This is a genomic window from Emcibacter sp., from assembly GCF_963675455.1.
Classification (GTDB): domain Bacteria; phylum Pseudomonadota; class Alphaproteobacteria; order Sphingomonadales; family Emcibacteraceae; genus Emcibacter.
In genome coordinates this window covers 357409-378948 of sequence record NZ_OY776217.1, presented here as the reverse complement: position 1 = coordinate 378948, position 21540 = coordinate 357409, and the positions used below count along the sequence as shown (strand labels likewise).

23 protein-coding genes and 1 riboswitch are annotated in these 21540 nt (G+C 54.5%); of the genes, 13 read left to right on the top strand and 10 right to left on the bottom strand.

The features are described 5' to 3' along the window. The first annotated feature begins 134 nt into the window (after positions 1–134). On the top strand, positions 135–893 hold the full coding sequence (locus ACORNT_RS01695) for an EI24 domain-containing protein (protein WP_321394475.1): 759 nt from the start codon (positions 135–137) through the stop codon (positions 891–893). Next, positions 890–1393: a hypothetical protein gene (locus ACORNT_RS01690; protein WP_321394472.1), complete on the top strand. Its 504-nt coding sequence runs from the start codon at positions 890–892 to the stop codon at positions 1391–1393. The genes ACORNT_RS01695 and ACORNT_RS01690 overlap by 4 nt, the downstream gene beginning before the upstream one ends. On the opposite strand, the gene nth is transcribed toward ACORNT_RS01690, so the two are convergent. Further along, positions 1326–1967 carry an endonuclease III gene (gene nth / locus ACORNT_RS01685; protein WP_321394469.1) on the bottom strand — a complete coding sequence of 214 codons (642 nt, stop codon included), beginning with the start codon at positions 1965–1967 and terminating at the stop codon, positions 1326–1328. The two genes, ACORNT_RS01690 and nth, sit on opposite strands and share 68 nt — an antisense overlap. Positions 1968–2041: 74 nt before the next feature. On the opposite strand from nth, the gene ACORNT_RS01680 reads away from it, so the two are divergent. The 3 genes from ACORNT_RS01680 (at position 2042) to ACORNT_RS01670 (ending at position 5570) form a co-directional block, all read left to right on the top strand. Further along, positions 2042–2551 (top strand): DUF2244 domain-containing protein, encoded by a 510-nt coding sequence (locus ACORNT_RS01680; protein ID WP_321394466.1) that lies wholly within the window; start codon positions 2042–2044, stop codon positions 2549–2551. Between the two features lie 53 nt (positions 2552–2604). Beyond that, positions 2605–3999, top strand: a complete 1395-nt coding sequence (locus tag ACORNT_RS01675) for an amino acid carrier protein (RefSeq protein WP_321394463.1) — start codon at positions 2605–2607, stop codon at positions 3997–3999. A 77-nt stretch (positions 4000–4076) separates the two neighbouring features. Continuing rightward, positions 4077–5570 (top strand): alkaline phosphatase, encoded by a 1494-nt coding sequence (locus tag ACORNT_RS01670; RefSeq protein ID WP_321394460.1) that lies wholly within the window; start codon positions 4077–4079, stop codon positions 5568–5570. Between the two features lie 19 nt (positions 5571–5589). On the opposite strand, the gene dapB is transcribed toward ACORNT_RS01670, so the two are convergent. Further along, on the bottom strand, positions 5590–6405 hold the full coding sequence (dapB, locus tag ACORNT_RS01665) for a 4-hydroxy-tetrahydrodipicolinate reductase (protein WP_321394458.1): 816 nt from the start codon (positions 6403–6405) through the stop codon (positions 5590–5592). A 90-nt stretch (positions 6406–6495) separates the two neighbouring features. Here dapB and ACORNT_RS01660 point away from each other — a divergent pair, with 90 nt between their 5' ends. Then, positions 6496–7008 carry a cupin domain-containing protein gene (locus ACORNT_RS01660; protein ID WP_321394455.1) on the top strand — a complete coding sequence of 171 codons (513 nt, stop codon included), beginning with the start codon at positions 6496–6498 and terminating at the stop codon, positions 7006–7008. On the opposite strand, the gene ccoS is transcribed toward ACORNT_RS01660, so the two are convergent. The 8 genes from ccoS to ccoN all read right to left on the bottom strand — a co-directional run bounded on the left by ccoS (position 6987) and on the right by ccoN (position 14989). Next, on the bottom strand, positions 6987–7178 hold the full coding sequence (gene ccoS, locus ACORNT_RS01655; protein ID WP_321394451.1) for a cbb3-type cytochrome oxidase assembly protein CcoS: 192 nt from the start codon (positions 7176–7178) through the stop codon (positions 6987–6989). The two genes, ACORNT_RS01660 and ccoS, sit on opposite strands and share 22 nt — an antisense overlap. Beyond that, complete coding sequence (locus ACORNT_RS01650) at positions 7178–9385, bottom strand: heavy metal translocating P-type ATPase (RefSeq protein WP_321394449.1); 2208 nt, start codon at positions 9383–9385, stop codon at positions 7178–7180. The genes ccoS and ACORNT_RS01650 overlap by 1 nt, the downstream gene beginning before the upstream one ends. A gap of 2 nt (positions 9386–9387) precedes the next feature. After that, positions 9388–9894, bottom strand: a complete 507-nt coding sequence (locus tag ACORNT_RS01645) for a FixH family protein (protein ID WP_321394446.1) — start codon at positions 9892–9894, stop codon at positions 9388–9390. After that, a complete protein-coding gene (gene ccoG / locus ACORNT_RS01640; RefSeq protein WP_321394443.1) occupies positions 9891–11420 on the bottom strand; it encodes a cytochrome c oxidase accessory protein CcoG in 1530 nt (509 codons plus the stop codon). Before ccoG ends, ACORNT_RS01645 begins: the two co-directional genes overlap by 4 nt. A 128-nt stretch (positions 11421–11548) precedes the next feature. After that, on the bottom strand, positions 11549–12412 hold the full coding sequence (gene ccoP / locus ACORNT_RS01635; protein ID WP_321394441.1) for a cytochrome-c oxidase, cbb3-type subunit III: 864 nt from the start codon (positions 12410–12412) through the stop codon (positions 11549–11551). Positions 12413–12414: 2 nt separating this feature from the next. Beyond that, positions 12415–12570, bottom strand: a complete 156-nt coding sequence (locus ACORNT_RS01630) for a cbb3-type cytochrome c oxidase subunit 3 (protein ID WP_321394436.1) — start codon at positions 12568–12570, stop codon at positions 12415–12417. A 21-nt stretch (positions 12571–12591) separates the two neighbouring features. Then, positions 12592–13317 (bottom strand): cytochrome-c oxidase, cbb3-type subunit II, encoded by a 726-nt coding sequence (gene ccoO / locus ACORNT_RS01625; protein WP_321394433.1) that lies wholly within the window; start codon positions 13315–13317, stop codon positions 12592–12594. 13 nt (positions 13318–13330) lie between these two features. Continuing rightward, complete coding sequence (gene ccoN / locus ACORNT_RS01620; RefSeq protein ID WP_321394431.1) at positions 13331–14989, bottom strand: cytochrome-c oxidase, cbb3-type subunit I; 1659 nt, start codon at positions 14987–14989, stop codon at positions 13331–13333. 357 nt (positions 14990–15346) lie between these two features. On the opposite strand from ccoN, the gene ACORNT_RS01615 reads away from it, so the two are divergent. The 7 genes from ACORNT_RS01615 (at position 15347) to ACORNT_RS01585 (ending at position 21529) form a co-directional block, all read left to right on the top strand. Beyond that, positions 15347–16633, top strand: a complete 1287-nt coding sequence (locus tag ACORNT_RS01615) for a dipeptidase (RefSeq protein WP_321394428.1) — start codon at positions 15347–15349, stop codon at positions 16631–16633. 183 nt (positions 16634–16816) lie between these two features. Next, a riboswitch (cyclic di-GMP riboswitch) is annotated at positions 16817–16901 on the top strand. A gap of 13 nt (positions 16902–16914) precedes the next feature. After that, positions 16915–17088, top strand: a complete 174-nt coding sequence (locus ACORNT_RS01610; RefSeq protein ID WP_321394422.1) for a hypothetical protein — start codon at positions 16915–16917, stop codon at positions 17086–17088. A 742-nt stretch (positions 17089–17830) separates the two neighbouring features. Further along, positions 17831–18616, top strand: coding sequence for a DUF3450 domain-containing protein (locus ACORNT_RS01605; RefSeq protein WP_321394419.1), 786 nt, complete (start codon positions 17831–17833; stop codon positions 18614–18616). Beyond that, positions 18613–19986, top strand: a complete 1374-nt coding sequence (locus tag ACORNT_RS01600) for a MotA/TolQ/ExbB proton channel family protein (protein ID WP_321394417.1) — start codon at positions 18613–18615, stop codon at positions 19984–19986. Before ACORNT_RS01605 ends, ACORNT_RS01600 begins: the two co-directional genes overlap by 4 nt. 2 nt (positions 19987–19988) lie before the next feature. After that, a complete protein-coding gene (locus ACORNT_RS01595) occupies positions 19989–20516 on the top strand; it encodes a MotA/TolQ/ExbB proton channel family protein (RefSeq protein WP_321394416.1) in 528 nt (175 codons plus the stop codon). A 9-nt stretch (positions 20517–20525) separates the two neighbouring features. Next, positions 20526–20927, top strand: coding sequence for a biopolymer transporter ExbD (locus tag ACORNT_RS01590; RefSeq protein ID WP_321394414.1), 402 nt, complete (start codon positions 20526–20528; stop codon positions 20925–20927). Then, on the top strand, positions 20924–21529 hold the full coding sequence (locus ACORNT_RS01585) for an energy transducer TonB (RefSeq protein ID WP_321394413.1): 606 nt from the start codon (positions 20924–20926) through the stop codon (positions 21527–21529). Before ACORNT_RS01590 ends, ACORNT_RS01585 begins: the two co-directional genes overlap by 4 nt. Positions 21530–21540: the final 11 nt, after the last annotated feature.

Sequence of the window (21540 nt, the reverse complement as noted above, 5' to 3'; positions counted from 1 at the left end):
TGCGCAGAGTATAATGGGGAGGGCGGGAAGCGCAAGGTCAATAATCCGCTGTCGGGCGGGAATTGCATCTTGCCTTTTCGGGAAAAACCTCCATATTTCTGTTAAGGGTATTAAGGGGCAGGAAGGAAAGAAAAGTGAACCATCTGGTGACCTCCGTTGAACGGACCCTTGCACAAATCTTTGACAGCGCATTTCTGCGTGTCTTTATTCTCGGTATGATTTCCACCTTCGCGGCCCTGGCAGCAGCCTTTTTTCTTGCCGATGCCCTGAAAGATAAAGTTCCCTACCTTGATTTTGACTGGGACTGGGTCCAGTGGATTGCCGATTTACTTTTCGGTTTTGGGCTGGCGTGGCTCGCGGTGTTGCTTTTTGTACCCATATCCACCATTTTTGTGTCCATCTTCCTCGATGATGTGGTTGATGCGGTCGAGGATAAATATTATCCCGGTCACAAGGCGGGCAAGCGGCTGGGGCTCTGGCATCTGAGTTATCTGGCTATCCGCCTGGCCTTCTATATCATTCTCCTGAATATCCTGGCTGTACCGTTTTATATCATCTTTTTCTGGACTGGCGTCGGGCCTGTGATCATCTTTTATCTGTTAAACGGCTATCTTCTGGGCTGGGGCTATTATGAGATGGTGGCGGTGCGCCATCTGGGCATCAAGGAAGCCGGCGAGCACCGGAAGTCTATTCGGGGTTATGTGCTGTTTGCGGGACTTTTTGTCACCATTCTGTTTACCATTCCCGTTGTTAACCTGACGGCGCCAATCCTGGCCGCGGCCATCATGAGCCATATTTTTCATCTGACCATGAAGGACAGGATGATGGCAGGTCACGAAGTGGCCGGGTCATACAGCAATGACTGGACGAACCAGGACCGGGACGGGAAATGATGAAATATCTCCTGCCCGCCGTCCTCTTTTTCCTGACCTCCTGCGGCAGTGCGGGAACCCCGCCGGTGACAGAGACGCCGGTTTCTGAACCTGCCGTCCCGGAGGAAGCCGAGCCGGTTCCCGAGCCCGAACCGGATCCCCTGTTCAGGGTGGAAAATATTATTGGCCTGTCTCCGCTGACGGTAGAGGGTATTCTGGGCCCGGCCGAAGTGGTGCGCCACGAAAAGGATGCCCGGATCTGGATGTATAAAAACAGCGACTGTGTGATCCATCTCTATTTTTACGAGAATGAGCTGGGCGACCTGACGCTGGATTATGTGGACAGTCTGGCCGCCGACCTGTCGAGCCCCAACCCGACAGTATCCTCCGATGCCTGCCTTGACAGCTTTGTTATCGAAGATGGGGCGCTACCGACACTGCCTGAGGAAGATATCAGTCCTCAATCACCGTCTTATCCTTATAGCGGCACAGATCCGCAACCGGACAGACCGGGCAGTTAGGTTTTCGGGCCTTGCAAATATAACGACCATGCAGGATCAGCCAGTGGTGGGCATGCATGGCGAACTCTTTCGGGATGATTTTTTCCAGCTTTTTTTCCACGGCCAGCGGTGTTTTCCCCGGCGCGAGACCGGTCCGGTTGCTGACCCGGAACAGATGGGTATCCACGGCAATGGTCGGCTGGCCGAAGGCAATGTTGAGGACCACATTGGCGGTTTTGCGTCCGACGCCGGGCAGCTTCTCCAGTTCTTCGCGTTCCTGTGGAACTACCCCGTCATAGTCGTCAACCAATATTCTGGCAGCCTTCATGACATTGGCCGCTTTTGAATTATACAGGCCGATGGTTTTAATATGTTTCTTCAGTCCTTCTTCACCCAGGTCGAGCATATCCTGTGGAGTTGAAACGATCTTGAACAGCTCTTTGGTTGCTTTGTTCACACCCACGTCGGTGGCCTGCGCGGAAAGGGCGACGGCCACAAGCAGGGTATAGGGGTTTGTATAGTTCAATTCCCCCTTCGGCTCCGGATCAAGATCCCGGAGGCGGGAGAAAAACTCGTAAACATCCTGTTTTTTCATTTTCTTACGGTCCTTTTGATGGGCGGGATATTAACGGGCTTGGTTGCGCAAGGGAAGAGGGCTATACTGCTTTAATGCAGGAGAGTACCGACAAGATCTGGTTTGACGCCACCCTTTACCCGCATAGATCGCTGGGTCCGAAGGGATTCCTGATTCTGATGACCCTGGTTTCGATCATCAGCTTCGTCATTGGCCTGATCTTTTTCCTGAAGGGGGCCTGGCCTGTTTTCGGCTTTATGGGCCTTGATGTCCTGTTGATCTATGTCGCTTTCAAACTCAATTACCGCTCGGGCCGGCTGGTGGAAACCATTTCCCTGATCGGCGACGAACTTGTGGTCCGGCGCATTGATCACAAGGGCGATGAGCAGGCCTGGTCGTTCAATCCCTACTGGGTCCGGCTGGCGCTGGAATATCGAAAAAAGGATCCCCAGGCCATGCGCCAGCGTTATCTGTTGATTTCTTCACATGGGCGCGGTCTGTTTGTCGGCGAATTTCTGACCGAGGAAGAGCGAAAAGAATTTTCCTTGGATCTGGACAATGCCATTCGACGGTACAAGAGCGGCGCAAATCCGGCAACTGCCTGACAATCGGAGATAAATAATCATACATTCAGTAAAGCGTAAGGGGGAACGGCTCCATGTCGGCCATTGAAGTTTTTTTTAACGAATTCGCCGCCTTTATGTGGGGCAAACCGCTGGTTGCCCTGATTGTTCTGGGCGGCCTCTTTTTCATGCTGTATTCGCGGTTTCTGCCCTACAAATATCTTCCGCATGCCATCGATATCCTGCGGGGAAAATATAACAAGGCGGGCGGCCACGGGGACATTTCCCATTTCCAGGCTCTGGCAACGGCTCTGTCCGGCACCCTGGGACTCGGTAATATCACCGGGGTGGCGCTGGCCATTACCATTGGCGGGCCGGGGGCTGTCTTCTGGATGTGGGTCACGGCTATTGTCGGCATGGCGACGAAATTTTTTACCGCGTCCCTGGCGATTATGTACCGGGGATATGACAGCAAGGGTCATCTGCAGGGTGGCCCCATGTATGTGATAAGGGAAGGTCTGGGCCGGAAATGGATACCGTTAGCCATCCTTTTTGCCTTTGCCGGGCTGATGGGGACCCTACCGGTTTTCCAGATCAACCAGCTGATTCAGATTATCCGTGACATGGTGGCTGTGCCGGCGGGCCTGACGTCTGCTGATGATCATTTTTTGTTTGATCTGATAGCTGGCCTTCTTATGGCCGGTCTGGTTCTGGCGATCATTTCCGGCCGGATCCAGCGCATCGCCGACGTGACCAGCCGGCTGGTGCCGCTGATGGTGGTCTTTTATGTCGTGATGACGACTATATTGCTTGTGATGTATGCGGAAAATATCCCGGAGATGCTGACGCTGATTGTCACCGACGCCTTTTCCGGCAAGGCCGCTGCCGGGGGTGCCGTCGGCGCGGTGATCCTGATCGGTGTCCAGCGGGGCGCCTTTTCCAATGAAGCCGGGATCGGCACCGAATCGCTGGCCCACGGGGCGGCGAAGACGGATTATCCGACCCGGGAGGGGCTCGTGGCCATGCTGGGGCCGGTGATTGATACCCTGATTGTCTGCACCTGTACGGCGCTGGCCATTCTGGTGACCGGGGTCTGGCAGGGTGACGCCAACGGCGTCAGCCTGACCGGCAGCGCCTTTGAAGCTGCCTTTCCGGGGCTTGGCGGTTATCTGCTGACAGTGATGGTGTTTTTCCTCGCCATCAGTACCATGCTCAGTTTCTGGTATTACGGCAGTAAATGCACCGGTTTTCTGATCGGGGCGGAACGGGAACATTATTATGTCTGGTTTTATGTGGCTCTGATTGTAGTCGGTGCTGTCGCCAGTCTGAAGGCAGTGATCGGCCTGATAGACGGCATGTATGCGGTCATGGCCATCCCGACAATGACCTCCACCCTGTTGCTTGCACCCCGGGTGATGGAGCGCGCCCGCATTTATTTCAGGGATCTGGATAAAGAGCACGAGCGGCAGGACCGGGATTCGTCAAACTAGTGAGGATGCCTTCACAATAGTTCAACAAAACTCGACTACACCAAAAATTGGTAAATATCTCTAGTCGAGGATCTCGAATGAACCTGTTGAAAAAACTGGACGGAATGACTTTCCGTCTTTCCTGTACCGCCCTGATGGTTATCGGCGTAACAGCCTGCACACCGGATAAACAGATCACCGAAACACCGGTGGTTGCGGCAAAGCCGAAAAATGTCATCCTGTTTATCGGTGATGGTATGGGGGTCAGCACGGTCACCGCAATCCGGATTTACGAGGGCCAGCTCAGGGGCATGAGCGGCGAGGAAAATACCCTGAGCTGGGAAGCCTTTCCCCGGGTTGCCCTGTCCAAGACCTATAACACCAACCAGCAGGTGCCTGACAGCGCCGGTACCGCCACGGCGATCTATACCGGCGTGAAAACCAAGGCCGGGGTTCTGGGTGTGGGACCGGATGTGATCCGGGCCGACTGCGCCTCCACCCCAGGCACCGAACTGCCGACGATTCTGGAGCTGGCGGAAGAACAGGGCCTGTCCACCGGCGTGGTGACCACAGCCCGGCTGACACATGCCACGCCGGGGGCGAGCTATGCCCATATTTCCGAGCGCGACTGGGAAGCAGACAGTGAAATGCCGAAGGAAGCACTGGAACAGGGCTGTAAGGATGTCGCCCTGCAGTTTGTCGATTTTAACAAAGGCAACGGGATTGAGGTGGCGCTTGGTGGTGGCCGGCGCAATTTTCTTCCTGCGACCATGATCGATCCGGAATATGCGATAAAGACCGGGGAACGCCATGACGGCCGCGACCTGACCCGGGAATGGCAGGCAAAACATCCGGATGGAGCCTATGTCTGGAATGCGGAGCAGTTCGCCGCTATTGATCCGGCCGCTACCGACCGGCTGCTGGGGTTGTTCGAACCCGGTCACATGCAATATGACTATGACCGCACGAAAGATGGTTCTCGTGAACCGTCGCTGGCGGAAATGACGGAAAAAGCCATCAAGGTGCTGTCAAGGAATGACAAGGGTTATTTCCTGATGGTGGAGGGCGGACGTATTGATCACGGCCATCATGACGGCCGGGCCGCCATGGCGCTGACCGACGGCGTGGCGCTCAATGAGGCTGTGAAAATGGCCGACAGCCTGACCGACGATGCCGATACCCTGATCATCGTTACCGCCGACCACAGCCATACCTTCATCATGGCCGGTTACCCGACCCGCGGTAATCCGATTCTCGGCAAGGTGATCGGCAATGACGACCACGGCAATCCGGAAAAGACTTATAGCCTGATGGAAGACGGCAAACCCTATACTACCCTGGGATATCAGAATGGTCCGGGCGGTATCTGGCCGGCGGACGATCATCATTATGAGCGTCGGGATCTTACCGATGTGGATACAACGGATCCGGAATTTGTCCAGCAGGCCCTGCTGCCGCGCAAGAGCGAAACCCACGGCGGCGAGGATGTGGCCATCTACGCCAAGGGGGCCGGTGCTGAAAAGATCGGCGGTGTGATGGAACAGAATCTGATCTTCGACGCCCTGAAGCAAGTTCTGCCGTCGGAGAAATAGTCCGGCAGGGGGGGGCGGCTCAGACCTTGTCCAGCCCCAGCACGTCAAACATGTCGTAAAGACCGGCCCTGCGGCTGAACGCCCAGAGGGCGGCTTTCAGCGCCCCGCGGGCAAAGATGGCCCGGTCTGTGGCCTTATGGGTGAGCTCGATCCGTTCGTCATAGGCATTGAAGCTGACCGTATGTTCGCCGGCCACATTGCCGCCGCGCAGGACTGCAAATCCGATATCGCCGCGCTTGCGTTCGCCGGTGATGCCGTCACGGACCTTGTCGGCCACATCGTCGAGGACAACGCCGCGTCCTCTGGCCGCTTCCTTGCCGAGGCTGAGGGCGGTGCCGCTGGGGGCATCCACCTTGTGACGGTGATGCATTTCCAGAATCTCGATGTCAAAATCCTCATCCAGCAGGCTGGCCGCCTGCCGGGTCAGGTAAAACAGCAGATTGACACCCAGCGAGAAGTTGGAGGCATAAACCACCGGCACCAGGTCAGCGGCCGAGTTGATGGCTTTCTCATCTTCTTCGGTCAGGCCGGTCGTGCCGATGATATGGGCGGTATTGTATTTTTCCGCATAGGAACAATGCAGCCGGGTGGCGGTCGGACAGGTGAAGTCGATGACGATGTCAGAGATTTTAAACAGGTGTTCTGCGTTGTCGGTGACCTTCAGGCCGGTGTCTGCGCCACTGCCGGGATGGCGGATGGGGCTGCCGATCAGCGGGCTGTCATGAGGCTCAGTGCCGCCGCTCAAAGCGGCCTGTTCGCTGTCCAGTACTTCCCGGACCAGGGCCTGGCCCATGCGGCCGCCACAGCCGACGATTCCGATTCTGATCTCTGACATATTCATGGTCCTGCCATCGTTGATTATTTGCTATAGTGCCTGTCTTAAATGATCTTGTGACTGATGGAAAGAAAATATCAGGAGGCACCCATGTCAGGGAAAAAGGAAAATAGCAATTCAAATATCGTTCACCGGGATGAGCTGGACTGGCGGGAAGTAAGTCACGGTGATAAATTTCACCTGTTCGGTAAGTCCTTTACCTTACCGTCGGGAGCGCAGGAACTGGGGTGCGGCATCTTACGGCTGCCGCCCGGAAAGCGCGCTTTTCCGGAGCATTATCATATGGCCAATGAAGAGGCGATCTATATCCTCAAAGGGGAAGGAACGCATCTTTGCGGCGGCAAGGAACAAATCGTCCGGGAAGGCACCTTTATTTCCCTGCCGAGAGGCGAGGAGCATTCCCACCAGATGTATAACCATACGGACCGGGATCTGGAATATCTCTGTTTTTCGACCATGAAGGAACCGGAAGTAGTACTTTACCCCAATACCGGCAAGATGGCGGTATTGGCCGGCCAGGCGCCGGGCGGCGATCCTGCAAAGGCGGCACTAAGAAAGTTTTTCTATCCGCAGGAAGCGGGTTATTTCGACGGCGAAGACTGAGCGTCAGTCGGGGGACTCTTTTTCTCCATCTCGTCTTCCTCGAACAGGGCCCGGTAACTGGCGCCCTCCAGGTCGTCATACTGGCCGTTTTTCAAAGACCAGAGAAAGGCGACCAGTCCGGCAAGCCCCATCAGCAGGGCTATCGGGATCAGATAGATAATTACGTCCATCAGGCGTTCCCTCTGCTGCTGTAGAGCCGTGCAAGGTTGAGCCGCAGGGCGTTGAGGGTGACCACGATGCTGGAGCCGGACATGGCCAGTGCCGCAATCAGCGGGGTCAGGAAGCCGGCGGCGGCAAAGGGTACGGCGATGATGTTATAGGCGGCGGCAAAGGCGAAGTTGACGAACACCAGGGTGCGGCTCTTGCGCGACACCTGCAGCGCCCGGACAATGGTGTCCAGTTTCTGGGACTGGAAGATAAAGTCGGCGGCATTCTGGCTGACATCGGCAGCGGAACTGGGGGAAATGGAGACATGGGCGGCGGCCAGCGCCGGCGCATCATTGAGGCCGTCGCCAACCATCAGGGTCTTTTTCCCTTTCGCTTTCAGTTCTTCCAGCACGGCGATTTTTTCCTGCGGCTTGCAGCCGGCCTGCCAGTTGTCGATGCCAAGCTCGGCAGCGGTTTCGCGGACCACATCTTCCCGGTCGCCGGACAGCAGAATCAGGTCAAGGCCGTCTTTTTTCAGCCACTCACAAACCTCGACCGCATCCCGGCGCAGCCGGTCGCGGAAGGCAAGGAAAACAGGCTCTTCGCCGTCGATGGCCAGCCACAGTTCGCTGTATTTTGTATTGTCCTGTATATTTGCAGGGACAGTGCACCAGCTGCGATTGCCGAGGCGGACTTCCCGTCCGTCGATGACAGCCCGCAGACCCATGCCTGCCTCTTCATGCAGGGGGCTGCCGGTGGCGATGGTCGGGATGTCCCGTTCGTGACAGGCGACAATCAGGGCCCGGCACAGCGGATGGCTTGAGGATTTGGCGAGGCTTGCCGCCAGTTCCAGCTTTGCCGGCTCAATGTCATCCGCGTTGGCCAGTTCAGGCTGGCCCAGGGTCAGGGTGCCGGTCTTGTCAAAAACCACGGTGTCGACTTCGGCCAGACGTTCCAGCCCGTCGGCGGCCTTGACCAGGATGCCTGACTTGAACAAAAGGTTGGACGCCACGACCTGGACCACCGGCACAGCCAGGCCGAGCGCGCAGGGGCAGGTAATGATCAGCACGGCAATGGCAGTGATCAGCGACTGTTGCCAGCCGACGGTGGAAAACAGCATCCAGCCGATGAAGGTGAACAGCGCCAGCAAATGTACGGCCGGGGCATAGATTTTTGCCGCCTTGTCGGCGAGGCGGACATATTTGGCCCGGCCCTGTTCGGCGGTTTCCATCAGGGTGATGATTTCGTCCAGCAGGGTCTTGCCGCTGAGCGCCCTGATTTTGACGTCCAGCACCCCGTTCAAATTCATAGTGCCGGCAAAGACTTCGGTGCCCTGTTCTGCCTTGACCGGCATTGTTTCACCGGTCACCAGGCTGCTGTCTATTTCCGAGACGCCTTTCAGGATCTCGCCGTCAACGGGGATCCGGTCTCCCGGCATGACCCGGACCGTCTGGCCGGGGCGCAGCATTTCAATGGGGCTGAGTTCGGTTTCCCCGTTATCCAGCAGCAGGGTTGCCGTGTGCGGGCGGTAGGACATCAGGTTCTGGGCCACGCCGCGGGCGTGGTTGCGCATCTTGCGGTCGAGATACCGGCCTATGAGCAGGAAAAACAGCAGCATCACGGCCGCGTCATAATAAGTGTGCATGGCCCCCTGCATGGTTTCCAGCAGGCTCATGGCGCAGGCCAGGATCACGGCCAGGGAAATCGGCACATCCATGTTCAGGTGGCCGGCCTTAACGGCTCCCCAGGCGGATCTGTAGAAGGGCATACCGGCAAAGGCCGCGGCCGGCAACACCAGCAGGGCGGATATCCAGTGCATCAGCAGACGTGTGCTTTCCGCCATGTCGGACACATTGCCCGACCAGACAGAAACGGACAGCAGCATCACATTGGCGGAAACAAATCCGGCGACCGCCATGGCAATCAGCAGGGAACGGCTTTCCCTGTCGTCGGCCATCAGCGAAGGATCGTCTTTGAAACGAAAAGCCCGGAAGCCAATGTTTTTCAGGCTTTCGATCACCTGTTCGCTTTTACTGAGGCTTTCTTCCGATCCGGGCTGGTCATCGTTGGCCCATTGCACCGCCAGCCGCTGGGTGGTCAGGTTGACCCGGGCATTGCGGATGGCGGGATTTTTTTCCAGCGTGCCTTCGATTTCACGGATGCATGACGGACAATGCAGTCCCTCCACCACAAAATGCTCGATTTCCGGCGATTTGAGAGGTTCGGCCATTTTTATTTGCTCACGACGATACGGTCACTCAATTTGTATTTAGTATCATTATCGCTTTTTGCAATGGCCGTGATTTCCCACACGCCCGGCAGGGGCAGATCGACAGGCGCGACATAAAGAATTTTGCCTTCTTCCTGGCCGGTCAGCGGCAGGGCGAGCTCAAAGTCATAGCCTTCGACAACCGGGCGCCGGAACTGCACCAGGATGGTCGGTGGCGCCACGCTGGCTTCAGGGTGGATGAGGCCTATTTCCAGATTGCCGCCCTTTTGCGTTGCCGGGGCAGAGGAAATATGCAGTTTCCAGCCGGACAATGCCTGCTTGCGGGCCTGTTCAATCTCTTCGTTATAGGCCAGGCCCTTGCGGTAGGCATTGTCCGTGGACAGGCCGTTCCAGCTGTTCAGCGCCAGCCAGGTCATGACACCATTAACCAGAAAGACGACCAGAAAGAAGCCAATGAGCCAGAAGAGAACGGTTCTGCCGGTTATTGGTTTTGATGTTTTTTCCATCATTTTGGCCCCTTGAAGTTGGTGTCTTTGGTGTCCTCTTCCGGACCGTTCACATCATGCACGACGAAGGAAATATCCGTGCTGCTGCCGGCCAGATGTTTCCGGTGTGCGGAGACATAGACCTTGACCGACCGCAACCGGTCTTTTTCCACATGCACGACCGGCAGGCCGTTTTCGGTCATGTCGGTGACACCTTCGACCCGGATCTCATAGTTGTCAAGTCCGGTCACATTGATAGCGAAGTCGCGATCGCTTCGCGACTTGTTGAGAATTTTCAGGGTATATCCGTTGCGGATATCGCCGCTGCTGAGCTGTACGAAGACCGGGTTGCGGTCCCGGAGGACATTGACCTCAAGCTCGGCCCGGGTCAGCAGGGTATAGAGCATGAAGCCTCCGACCACTAAAATAAGGGTACTGTAGATGATGGTGCGGGGACGGATTAAGCGGAAGTGTTCTTTTTCACCTTTGGCCCGGGCTTCGAAATTGGCCAGGCTGTCATAGGCAATCAGGCCGCGCGGACGGCCGATCTTGTCCATCACCTCGTTACAGGCGTCGATACAGAGCGAACACTGGATGCATTCCAGCTGCATGCCGTCGCGGATGTCGATGCCCTGGGGGCAGACGACCACGCATTGCCGACATTGAACACAGTCGCCGCGACCTTCCCAGCTTTCGCCTTTCTTGTGCGGGCCGCGGGGTTCACCCCGGTCATAACGATACATGACAGCGAGCGAGTCCTCGTCCAGCATCACTGACTGGATACGGGGCCAGGGGCACATGTAGGTACAGACCTGTTCCCGGGCGAAACCGCCGAGCAGGTAAGTGGTCGAGGTAAACAGGGCAATCCAGAAATAGACGTTCGGATCGGCCTCGAAATGAAGCAATTGCTGGAACAGGGTCGGCGCATCGGCAAAATAAAACACCCAGGCCCCGCCCGTCGCCACCCCGATCAGAAGCCAGGTGATATGTTTGGAGAGTTTTTTACGGATTTTTGCGAGGCTCCAGGGAGCCTTATCCAGTTTGATCCGCTCGTTGCGGTCGCCTTCGAAGAAACGTTCAACCACCAGAAACAGGTCGACCCAGACGGTCTGCGGGCAGGTATAGCCGCACCACATGCGTCCGGCGGTGCTGGTGACCAGGAACAGGCCGATGGCTGCGAGTATCAACAGCCCGGTGATGTAATAGACTTCCTGCGGCCAGATCTCGATAAAGAAGAAATAGAAGCGCCGGCCGGGAAAATCAATCAGGATTGCCTGGTCGGGCAGGCCTTCGCCCCGGTCCCACCTGATCCAGGGCGACAGGTAATAAATACCCAGGGTGATGACCATGATGGCCCATTTGATATTGCGGAACGTGCCGTTGGCCCGTTTCGGATAGATATTCTCCCGTTTTTTATAAAGGGAGCGTTCCTCCGGCCGGTTGACCGGTTCAACTTGAGCCCGTTCCACCTCGGGATGCGGGATAACGTCGTGGGGAGCGGGGGTCGGGCGTGGATTTTTGTCGCCCGGATTCTGAGGCTGGTTTGCCATGCTGGATGCCTTTGATTAGTAAATACCCTGTTTTAAATTCCGGGACCTTTGGCGACTTTTTTGCCACTCTGACTTGTCTTGTCCTCCCCGCAGAGGTGTCATCTCCCGGGTCCCGGAATATATTATTTTTATTCGCCACCACCAAGTGAGTGGACGTAAACGGCGAGACTTTTAATGGTCGCCGGATCGAGCCTGCCGGCCCACGTCGGCATAACACCGGACCGGCTGTTGGCGATGGTAGCATAGACGGTTTCATAATCACCACCATAGAGCCAGATGCCGTCTGTCAGGTTGGGCGCGCCCAGTTCCTGGATGCCCGCGCCGTCTTCACCGTGGCAGGAAGCGCAGTTTTCTTCAAACAGCACTGCGGCGCCTTCCGGAGCAGCATGACTGCTGTCGCTCAGGGAAAGGACATAATTAGCCAGATCGGAAACCTGTTCCTTCTCGAGAATTTCATCCTTCAGGAAGGCCGGCATGGCATTCATCCGGGTGTCTTCGTGAACGGAACGAATGCCGACGGTGAGCGTCTCGTGGATGGCGTCAAGCGTGCCGCCCCAAAGCCAGTCGTCGTCATTCAGGTTGGGATATCCGATAGCGCCGGAAGCGCCAGAGCCGTGACAGCCGGCACAGTTGTCACCAAAAGCGGCCTTACCGCCGGCCATGGCGAATTCCATCAGTTCCTGTGTGTTCTTGATGGTTTCCAGATCAGCCGTCAGCAGATTCTCTGCGAAATGTGCCCGGTCTGCCCTGGCCATTTCGATCTGTTCCGCAACAACGGTGCGCTGGGAATAACCAAGCATCCCCTGTGTATAGTCGGAAATCATCGGCCAGGCCGGCATCGCCACCCAGTAGCCGATAGACCAGATTATACTGACCAGCCACGTCCATATCCACCAGCGCGGCAGGGGATTATTCAGTTCCTTGATCCCGTCCCACTCATGTCCGGTAGTTTCCACACCGCTGACATTATCTATTTCTGTTTGTTTGCTCATGTCTATTCCTCATCCAGTGGTGCGTGAGAAGCTTTGTTGAATTTGTCCTTGTTTTTCGGCCATAGTGCGTAGGCCAGTACGGCCACAAACATGACCACAAGGAAAATCAGGCCCCAGGTCTGGGCGAAAGCCGAGGCATCTTGATGTGATACATCCATTATCTCTCTCCTTGTCCCGGGTTAGCGCCTGTTGTCTTCTTCGTTATAAAGCGAGAAGTCAACAAGGGTTCCCAGCATCTGCAGATAAGCGATGAGGGCATCCAGTTCGGTAATTTTTTCCGGATTGCCGTCGAAGTCCCTGACCTGGGCATTCGGATAGCGCTCCATGAAGGCATCATAATTGTCATGATACTCGTCAAGCTGGGCTTCCAGGTCCAGGGCCGCATTGGCGATCATGTCTTCGCTATAGGGCACGCCGACCATCCGGTTGGCTTTCAGGTCAGCCGATATGGTCTGGTATTTCAGCGCGGTCTTGGCCAGGAACGGGTAGCCGGGCATGATGGACTCGGGCACAACCTGGCGCGGGTCAACCATATGGGCCCGGTGCCATTCGTCGGAATATTTATAGCCGAGACGGGCCAGGTCCGGACCGGTACGCTTGGAGCCCCACTGGAACGGATGGTCATACATGCTTTCCGCCGCCAGTGAGTAATGGCCGTAGCGTTCCACCTCGTCACGGGTAGACCGGATCATCTGGGAATGGCAGGTATAACAGCCTTCCCGGATGTAGATATTCCGGCCGGCCAGTTCCAGCGGAGTGTAGGGCCGCATGCCCTTCACTTTTTCGATGGTGCTTTCCAGGTAGAACAATGGTGCAATCTCGATGATGCCGCCGATGGAGACGACGATCAGGATACCAACCACCAGAAGAATGGAGTTCTTCTCAAATATTTCGTGTTTAAACATTATCCATTCCTCCTTATTCGGCCATCGCCGGGGTCATGCCCGGTTCGATTGACTTGGCCTCGCCTTTACCCTTGACGGTCATCCAGATGTTATAGGCCATGATCAGCGAGCCCAGAACAAAGAGCAGTCCGCCGGTAGCCCGGATGATGTAGTAGGGATGCATGGCTTCTACAGTTTCGACAAAGGAATATTCCAGGAAGCCGAGCTCGTTGTAAGCCCGCCACATCAGGCCTTGCATGATGCCGGATACCCACATGGCGCAGATGTAGAACACGATGCCGATGGTGGACACCCAGAAGTGCCAGTTCACCAGCTTCAGGGAATAAAGTCCCTGACGTTTCCACAGCCAGGGTACCATGCAGTAGATGGCGCCGAAGCTGACGTAAGCCACCCAGCCCAGTGCACCGGAGTGTACGTGACCGATGGTCCAGTCGGTATAGTGGCTGAGGCCGTTAACCGCCTTGATGGACATCAGCGGACCCTCAAAGGTGCTCATGCCGTAGAAAGCGACGGAAACCACCAGCATTTTCAGGACCGGGTCGGTGCGCAGTTTGTCCCAGGCGCCGGACAGGGTCATCAGGCCGTTAATCATGCCGCCCCAGGACGGCATCCACAGCATGATGGAGAAGGTCATGCCCAGTGTCTGCGCCCAGTCAGGCAGAGCCGTATAGTGCAGATGGTGAGGGCCGGCCCAGATATAGATGAAAATCAGCGCCCAGAAGTGGATGATGGACAGCCGGTAGCTATAGACCGGCCGTTCGGCCCGCTTGGGCACGAAATAATACATGATGCCGAGGAAACCGGCAGTCAGGAAAAAGCCCACTGCGTTATGGCCGTACCACCACTGGGTCAGGGCGTCCTGAACACCGGAGAACAGCGCATAGCTTTTGGGTTCGGTCCAGGAAACAGGCACCGTCAGGTTGTTGACGATATGCAGCATGGCTACCGTAACGATGAATGCCAGGTAGAACCAGTTTGCCACATAGATGTGCGGTTCCTTCCGGCGCCACAGGGTGCCGAGGAAAACCAGCAGGTAAACTACCCAGACGATGGTCAGCCAGATGTCCACATACCATTCCGGTTCGGCATATTCCTTGGACTGGGTAATGCCCAGAAGGTAGCCCGTGGCGGCCAGTACAATAAACAGCTGATAACCCCAGAAGACAAACCAGGGAGCGATTTCACCAGCCAGCCGGGCCTTGCCCGTTCTCTGAACGCAGTAGAAGGATGTGGTAATCAGCACATTGCCGCCGAAAGCGAAAATTACCGCCGAGGTGTGCAGCGGACGCAGGCGGCCGAAATTGATATACTCAAGATCAAAGTTCAGAACCGGAAAGGCCAGCTGCCAGGCGATGATGTCGCCGGCCAGAAATCCGGCGATACCCCAGAAGATACTTGCAATGACCCCTGCCTTGATGATGCTGTCATTATAGAACACACCAGCCGGGGAGGGTTCAGCCTTGACCTTGTTGCCCTTGCCGAATCCGAGATTGAAGACAGCAACAATACCCAGGATGAAAGCTGCCAGCATGATGAAGGCATGTATCTGGAAAGGCGTTGAGGTTGTCTGTGCTGCAATAAGAAGCGCGATGATGGCGCCGATCCCAAGCCCCAGGGATGTGAGCCATTGTGCCAGTGAACTGACAGCAGGTGGTGTAGGATGGGTTGTCATGTACAAACCTGTCTTTTTAGAGAATTAAAATTCATATAATGTGCTGTACCACTGGTCCCGTATCCAAAGTAAGGATCGGGATCAACAGCTCTCGGATAGGACATTCGTCCTTTAACTTCATTGATATGAGTCAATGGCGGGGAGAAGAAGGTTTTAAAACAGCCCAAATATCTGTTTTTCCAACGGGAAACGGACAATATGTCTAAGTCGGCCAAACCCAATCCCCTGAGTTAGTGAAGTTTATTTCTTGAACTGGCGGGTCCTGTGTTGCCCGCATGATAAACTACAGTTATCATATGCCAAATATTAAGTGAACTGCAAGCAATCTATAATTAATCATTCGGGGATTTCAGGAATATGACCAATAACCGGGGAAGTTGGGCGGTAAAGGTATTTTTCCGTACCGTAATAATATTCTTTGCGACAGCCGGTGCGGTGGCCTTTACGTCGGCGGCCGGGGCGAAGGCTGGCGATCTGACAGAAGCGGACGTCAAGGTAATCCATGATCGTTTGTTCACCGTTGACAGTCATGTGGACATTCCCCTGAACTACACAGAGACGCCGCAGACAGACCCTGGACAGGCCAGTGACATGCAGGTTGACCTCGGTAAAATGCAAAAAGGGGGGCTCGATAGCGGGTTCTTCATTGTCTATGTGGGACAGACGGAAAGAACGCCTGAAAATTATGCCGGAGCAAAGGCGGATGCTTTGCGGAAGTTTTCCTTGATTCACCGGATGACCGACGAGCTTTACCCCGACCGTATCGGTCTTGCCTATCATCCGGATGAGGTTGATTCTATCGCTGCCAGCGGTCGCAAGGTGGCGATGATCGGTATCGAAAACGGCTTCGTTATCGGCAAGGATCTGTCGCTGCTTGAAAAATACTATGACCTTGGCGGCCGCTATATGACTCTGGCCCATATGGGACACAATGATATCTGTGATACCTCTACCCCGAGTGAAGAACTGGGCGACGACGAAGAGGAACACGGTGGCCTCAGCGCCTTTGGACGGGAGGTGATCGACGAGATGAACCGGCTCGGCATGATGGTGGATGTATCCCATATCTCGGAAAAGTCCATGCGCCAGGCGATTGCTCATTCAAAAGCGCCGGTGATTGCGTCACATTCCAGTGTCCGCGCCCTGGCCGATCATCCCCGCAACCTGACCGATGACCAGATGCGGCTGCTGGCCGAGCATGGCGGTGTGGTGCAGATTGTCGCGCTCAGCGCCTATATCAAGGTAGACCCGGCCCGGCGGGCGGCCTATCAGGCGCTGGAGGCAAAAGTAGCTGCCGCCTATGGTGACGCCGAATTTGACGAAGCCAGGCATGAAAACACCCCTGAAATGAAACAGGGACTGGAAGAGCTCGACCGGGATTTTCCCAAGGCTACTGTCAGTCAATATGTCGATCATATTGACCATGCCGTGAAGGTTATGGGGATTGACCATGTGGGGATCAGTTCTGATTTCGGCGGTGGCGGCGGGATTGTCGGCTGGGATAACGCGGCGGAAACCGAAAATGTTACCCGGGAGCTTCTTTCCCGCGGCTACGGCGAAAAAGATATTGCCAAAATCTGGAGCGGCAACCTCCTGAGGGTCTGGCGCCAGGTGGAAAACGTCGCGAAAGGGCAGGGGGATTAAGCTGCTGAGCCATTGTAGCCGGTCTTAATCCTGCCCCAATCAGATGTTTTATTGGTGATCCTGCGGGGGAATTCCCTGCAGGATGAGAAGCCGGACGGAATTGTCTAAAATTTTACGCGAATGTTTACGGCCTTTTTAGATATTTCAAATATGGTTGAGCATTCCAGACGAGTTCAGAGTCTCTGGTGACAAAGGCAAACCGTCGGTAACGGCGGGACGCAAAACCACTGGTCCCCGAAAATGTTTCAGGGATGGCAGGGCTACCGCAAGGAGAAGTTAAGATGGCAAGAAGTAAAATGACTGCAGAGTTTTCCACCAAGGACGATTTCGAATACAAACAGGAACTGGCCTATCAAATGGTAAAACGGTTCGGCCTTGCAGCTGCCCGCCAGACCTGTATCGAAAACAAATGGCATGGCGTACTTGAAGCCGTCAATTCCGTTCGCACCCACTAGGTTGATCCAGGCCTGATCGGAAAGACCCGGGCGGGTATAACCTGCCGCTCCGGGATCCCAAATCTGCCAACTGTAACCAAAGCAGCATCGGCACGCCATGCTGCTTTTGTCGTTCCGGCGTTCGGTGTTCCGGCATGATTCTTTCGTTATCCGTGAGCATATTTAACAATTGTTTCACATACCCCCTCTCAATGCTGCTCGGATGATGCTGGCGGGTGGTTAATTCCGGCGGGTGCCACAAACCCTTCCTTGCGAATGAAAAATAGTCTAACATACTGATAATATGAGTATATTAAACGGTTCCGGAGGCTTTGTGCATGACCTTTTCAGGGCTGTAAATGTATAAAATATAGTTTTTTTTGAATTTGCAATGAAGCAGGTCTTGAAAAGCATACAGTTTTTGGGATAGTGTGACGCACAGTCTGTGAGGTGTGGATCCGGTTCGCCGGGTCTTGAGAATAAAATGCGGAAAAAACATTAAACCCAAAAAAGGGTAACCGCATGTAACGGATTAAAATTTTTAGAACCCTTTTTCTGAATTCTTTCAGATAAATTAAGGGTGCTTTAGTAGGATTGTGTACAAGGGGATGAGTATGAAGGAACCAAACCTGGAATTGCGGGACGTATATATACGCTTCTCTTGCCAGGCTGTTTCCCGATTGCATACAAAATCTCCGAACGCATATTATGCCATATTGGATGGTTCAATTTTTACAACCCATAAAAAGCTGTAGGAAGACGCATGATTAAGCACCGAGTAAGAACTATAGTTCTTTCCGCCGTTGCTGCCGGTACCCTTGTCTGGGGTGCTGCTGTAGCGGGTGCAACTGAATTGCAGGACGTCCTCAATGAGGGCGCTGCTGCAAACAAGATTGCACAGGAATCACAAAAACGCATCGACGGCATTGTTGAAGATACCGACAAAATTGTCGCCGAATACAAAGCCGTGGTAAAAACCATTGAAGGTTTGAAGATCTATAATGCTCAGTTGCAGCGTCAGATTGACAACCAGAAAGCAGTGATGGAAGACCTTAATCAGTCCATCAAGCAGGTTACTTATGTTAAGCGCCAGATTACGCCGACAATGGTGAAAATGGTTGATGCCCTCGAGCAGTTTGTCACTCATGACATTCCGTTCCAGAAGGAAACCCGTCTTGACTCCATCGCAAACCTCAAAACTCTGATGGATGATCCTTCTGTGGATGCTTCCGAGAAATTCCGCAGCGTTTTCGAGGCCTATCAGATCGAAAGCGATTATGGTCGTGCTCTCGTATCCTACACAGACTCCATTGATATTGATGGTGTGTCCCGTGAGGTTGAATTCCTGCAGATCGGCCGTGTAGCACTTGTCTATCAAACCAAAGACGGCAAGGTTTCCGGCGCATGGAACAAAACTACAGGCCAGTTTGAAGTTCTGTCAGATGACTATAACTCCTCTGTTTCCCAGGCTCTGAAAGTGGCCAACAAACAGGCGGCTGCTGACAGACTTCTGAGACTTCCAATTCTGGCACCGGAGCAGGCAAAATGAAGAAACTGATTACACTTATTCTTGCTGTTGCCTTCGGCGGAATTGCCTCAACAGCTATGTCACAACAGGCAGCTCAGAATCTTGACGAGCTTCTGGAAATTGTCCGCCAGGGCAAAATCAACGAAACTGCCGAACATCGTAACCGTGAGCAGGAATTCCTGCGCGATAAAGCGAAACAGCAGCAGCTTCTGAAAGAAGCCGAGGCAGAACAGCGCGCGGAAGAGCGTCGTTCGGACCGCCTGGAAGCTGAGTTCAATGCCAACGAGGAAAAGCTGGCCCAGTTGCAGGAAGAGCTGTCCAACGAGCTTGGTGCCCTGAAAGAACTGTTTGGTGTTCTGCAGCAGGTTTCCGGTGATGCCCGCGGTATCTTTGATGCCTCTATCATCAGTGCCCAGTATCCCAACCGTGGCGACTTCCTGGACGCTCTGATCGAGAAAACCGCGTCCAGCTCCAAGCTGCCGACCATCGAGGAAATCGAGCGTCTGTGGTACGAAGTACAGCGGGAAATGACCGAGTCAGGTAAAGTTGTAAACTTCACCACGACTGTTCAGTATCCTGACGGTGCGACCGAAGACAAGGAAGTAACCCGCGTTGGTACCTTCAACCTGGTGTCAGACGGTAAATATCTGGAATGGAGCCCTGGTGCTCAGCAGGTTTCCGAACTGGTACGCCAGCCGGCTGCACGTTTCCAGGGAACCGCATCCGAGCTGCAGGCCGCCACTGACGGTTTCACAGCCTTTGCACTTGACCCGTCACGCGGTTCAATCCTGGCCCTGCTGATCCAGGCGCCTTCCATTAGTGAACGTATCGACCAGGGTGGTACCATCGGTTACCTGATCCTCGCTATCGGCGCCATTGGTGTCCTGCTGATCGCTTACTGTTTCATCACCCTCTATTCTGCGAACAGCAAGGTGAAAAAACAGATCAGAAGCGATGTCATCAGCACCAACAACCCGCTTGGCCGTGTGCTCAGTGTTTATGACGCCAACAAAACCGTTGACGTTGAAACTCTCGAACTTAAACTGGATGAAGCGATCCTGAAAGAAACACCTGCTCTTGAACGCTTCCTGGTGATGATCAAAATCATCTCTGCCGTTGCCCCTCTGATGGGTCTTCTCGGTACGGTGACTGGTATGATCCAGACCTTCCAGTCCATGACATTGTTTGGTACTGGTGATCCGAAACTGATGGCTGGTGGTATTTCCCAGGCTCTTATGACAACCGTGCTTGGTATCGTGGTGGCTCTGCCGACACTGTTCCTGCACAGCATTGTTGCCGGCATGAGCAAACGGGTTATCCATACTCTGGAAGAACAGAGTGCCGGTATCATCGCCGTTCATGCAGAGCAGCAGTCCGGTAAAGGAGCCTGATCATGACGCCCCTGTTGGAATCATACGAGTTGGTAAGGGACTTTATGGAACGGGGTGGCCCGATCCTGACCTGGATCTTTCTCGTAATCCTGCTGATCTGGGGCCTGGTTTTCGAGCGTCTGGTATATTTTAAAACCGGACATCGCAAGCAAGTGAATGAAGTTATGGGAACTTGGGAAGCTCGCTCCGAGCGGACTTCCTGGTTCGCCCATAAAATTCGCGAAGCCATGATCAGTCAGGTGACGATGGATCTGAGAGGAACCATTCCGCTTATCAAGACATTGGTAGCGGTCTGTCCTCTTCTTGGTCTCCTTGGTACCGTAACCGGAATGATTGAGGTCTTTGATGTGATGGCAGTATTGGGAAGCGGCAATGTCCGCGCGATGGCGGCGGGTGTATCCAAAGCCACGATTCCTACTATGGCCGGAATGGTCGGTGCCTTGTCCGGCGTGTTTGCCTCCTCTTATCTGGAGAACCGCGCCAACAAGGAAGCCGAAATGCTCGAAGATCACTTAACAATGGATCATTAAGAGAGAGCCATGCGAAAACATGCTGCAAAAAGCCAGGATGATGCAACTATTGATATGACGCCGATGCTCGACATCGTGTTTATCATGCTCATCTTTTTTATCGTGACAGCAGCCTTTGTGAAGGAGGCCGGTATCGACATAGACCGGCCATTGTCTGAAACCTCTGTGCCACAAACCAAGGCCAACATTATGATTGCTGTGAGTGATCAGAATGAGGTCTGGATGCAGAAAAAACGCGTTGACGTGCGGGCAATCCGGGCCAATGTGGAAAGACTGCGGGCGGAAAATCCGGAAGGAACAGTGGTAATCCAGGCTGACAAGGCGGCCAGGACCGGTGTCATGACTGACGTTATTGATGCCGTTCGCGCTGCGGGTGTCATGGATTACGTAGTATCGACGAGGGAACAATGATAGCAAGATTTACAGTTTCATTTTCTTTCGCATTTCTGATTACTTTTCTGCTGTTCTTTGCCATGCAGTGGTTGATTGCAACCGGTGAAAAGGCAAGCACGGAAAAAGGCGTTAATATTCGTGTCGAAATCGCGGATGTGCGTAAGGCCCGTGAAGTAGAACAGAAAGTGCGTAAACCCGAAAAGCCTGAAGAGGTGGAAACACCTCCGGAAACGCCGGACATCGAGATGGATACAAGCCTGAACAATGTCCAGACCGGCTTTGAAATCGGTTCTGCCCAGGTTGATACGGGTATCCAGGTGGCTGGAACTGGTGGGTTTGCCGCCAGTGACGGTGATTATCTTCCGATCGTGAAGGTGGCGCCGGTTTATCCCCGTCGTGCAGCTGAACGCGGTATCGAAGGATATGTGATCCTGGAATTCACGGTGACCAAAAACGGTACGGTGAGGGACATTGTGGTTGTTGAAACCACAAGCAGCCTGTTTAACCGTGCTGCGATCAAGGCGGCCGAGAAATTTAAATACAAGCCGAAAGTGGTTGACGGGGAGCCGGTCGATGTGTCCGGGGTTCTGCATAAAATCACGTTCGAGCTAGAGAAGTAGAGAGGAGGTAA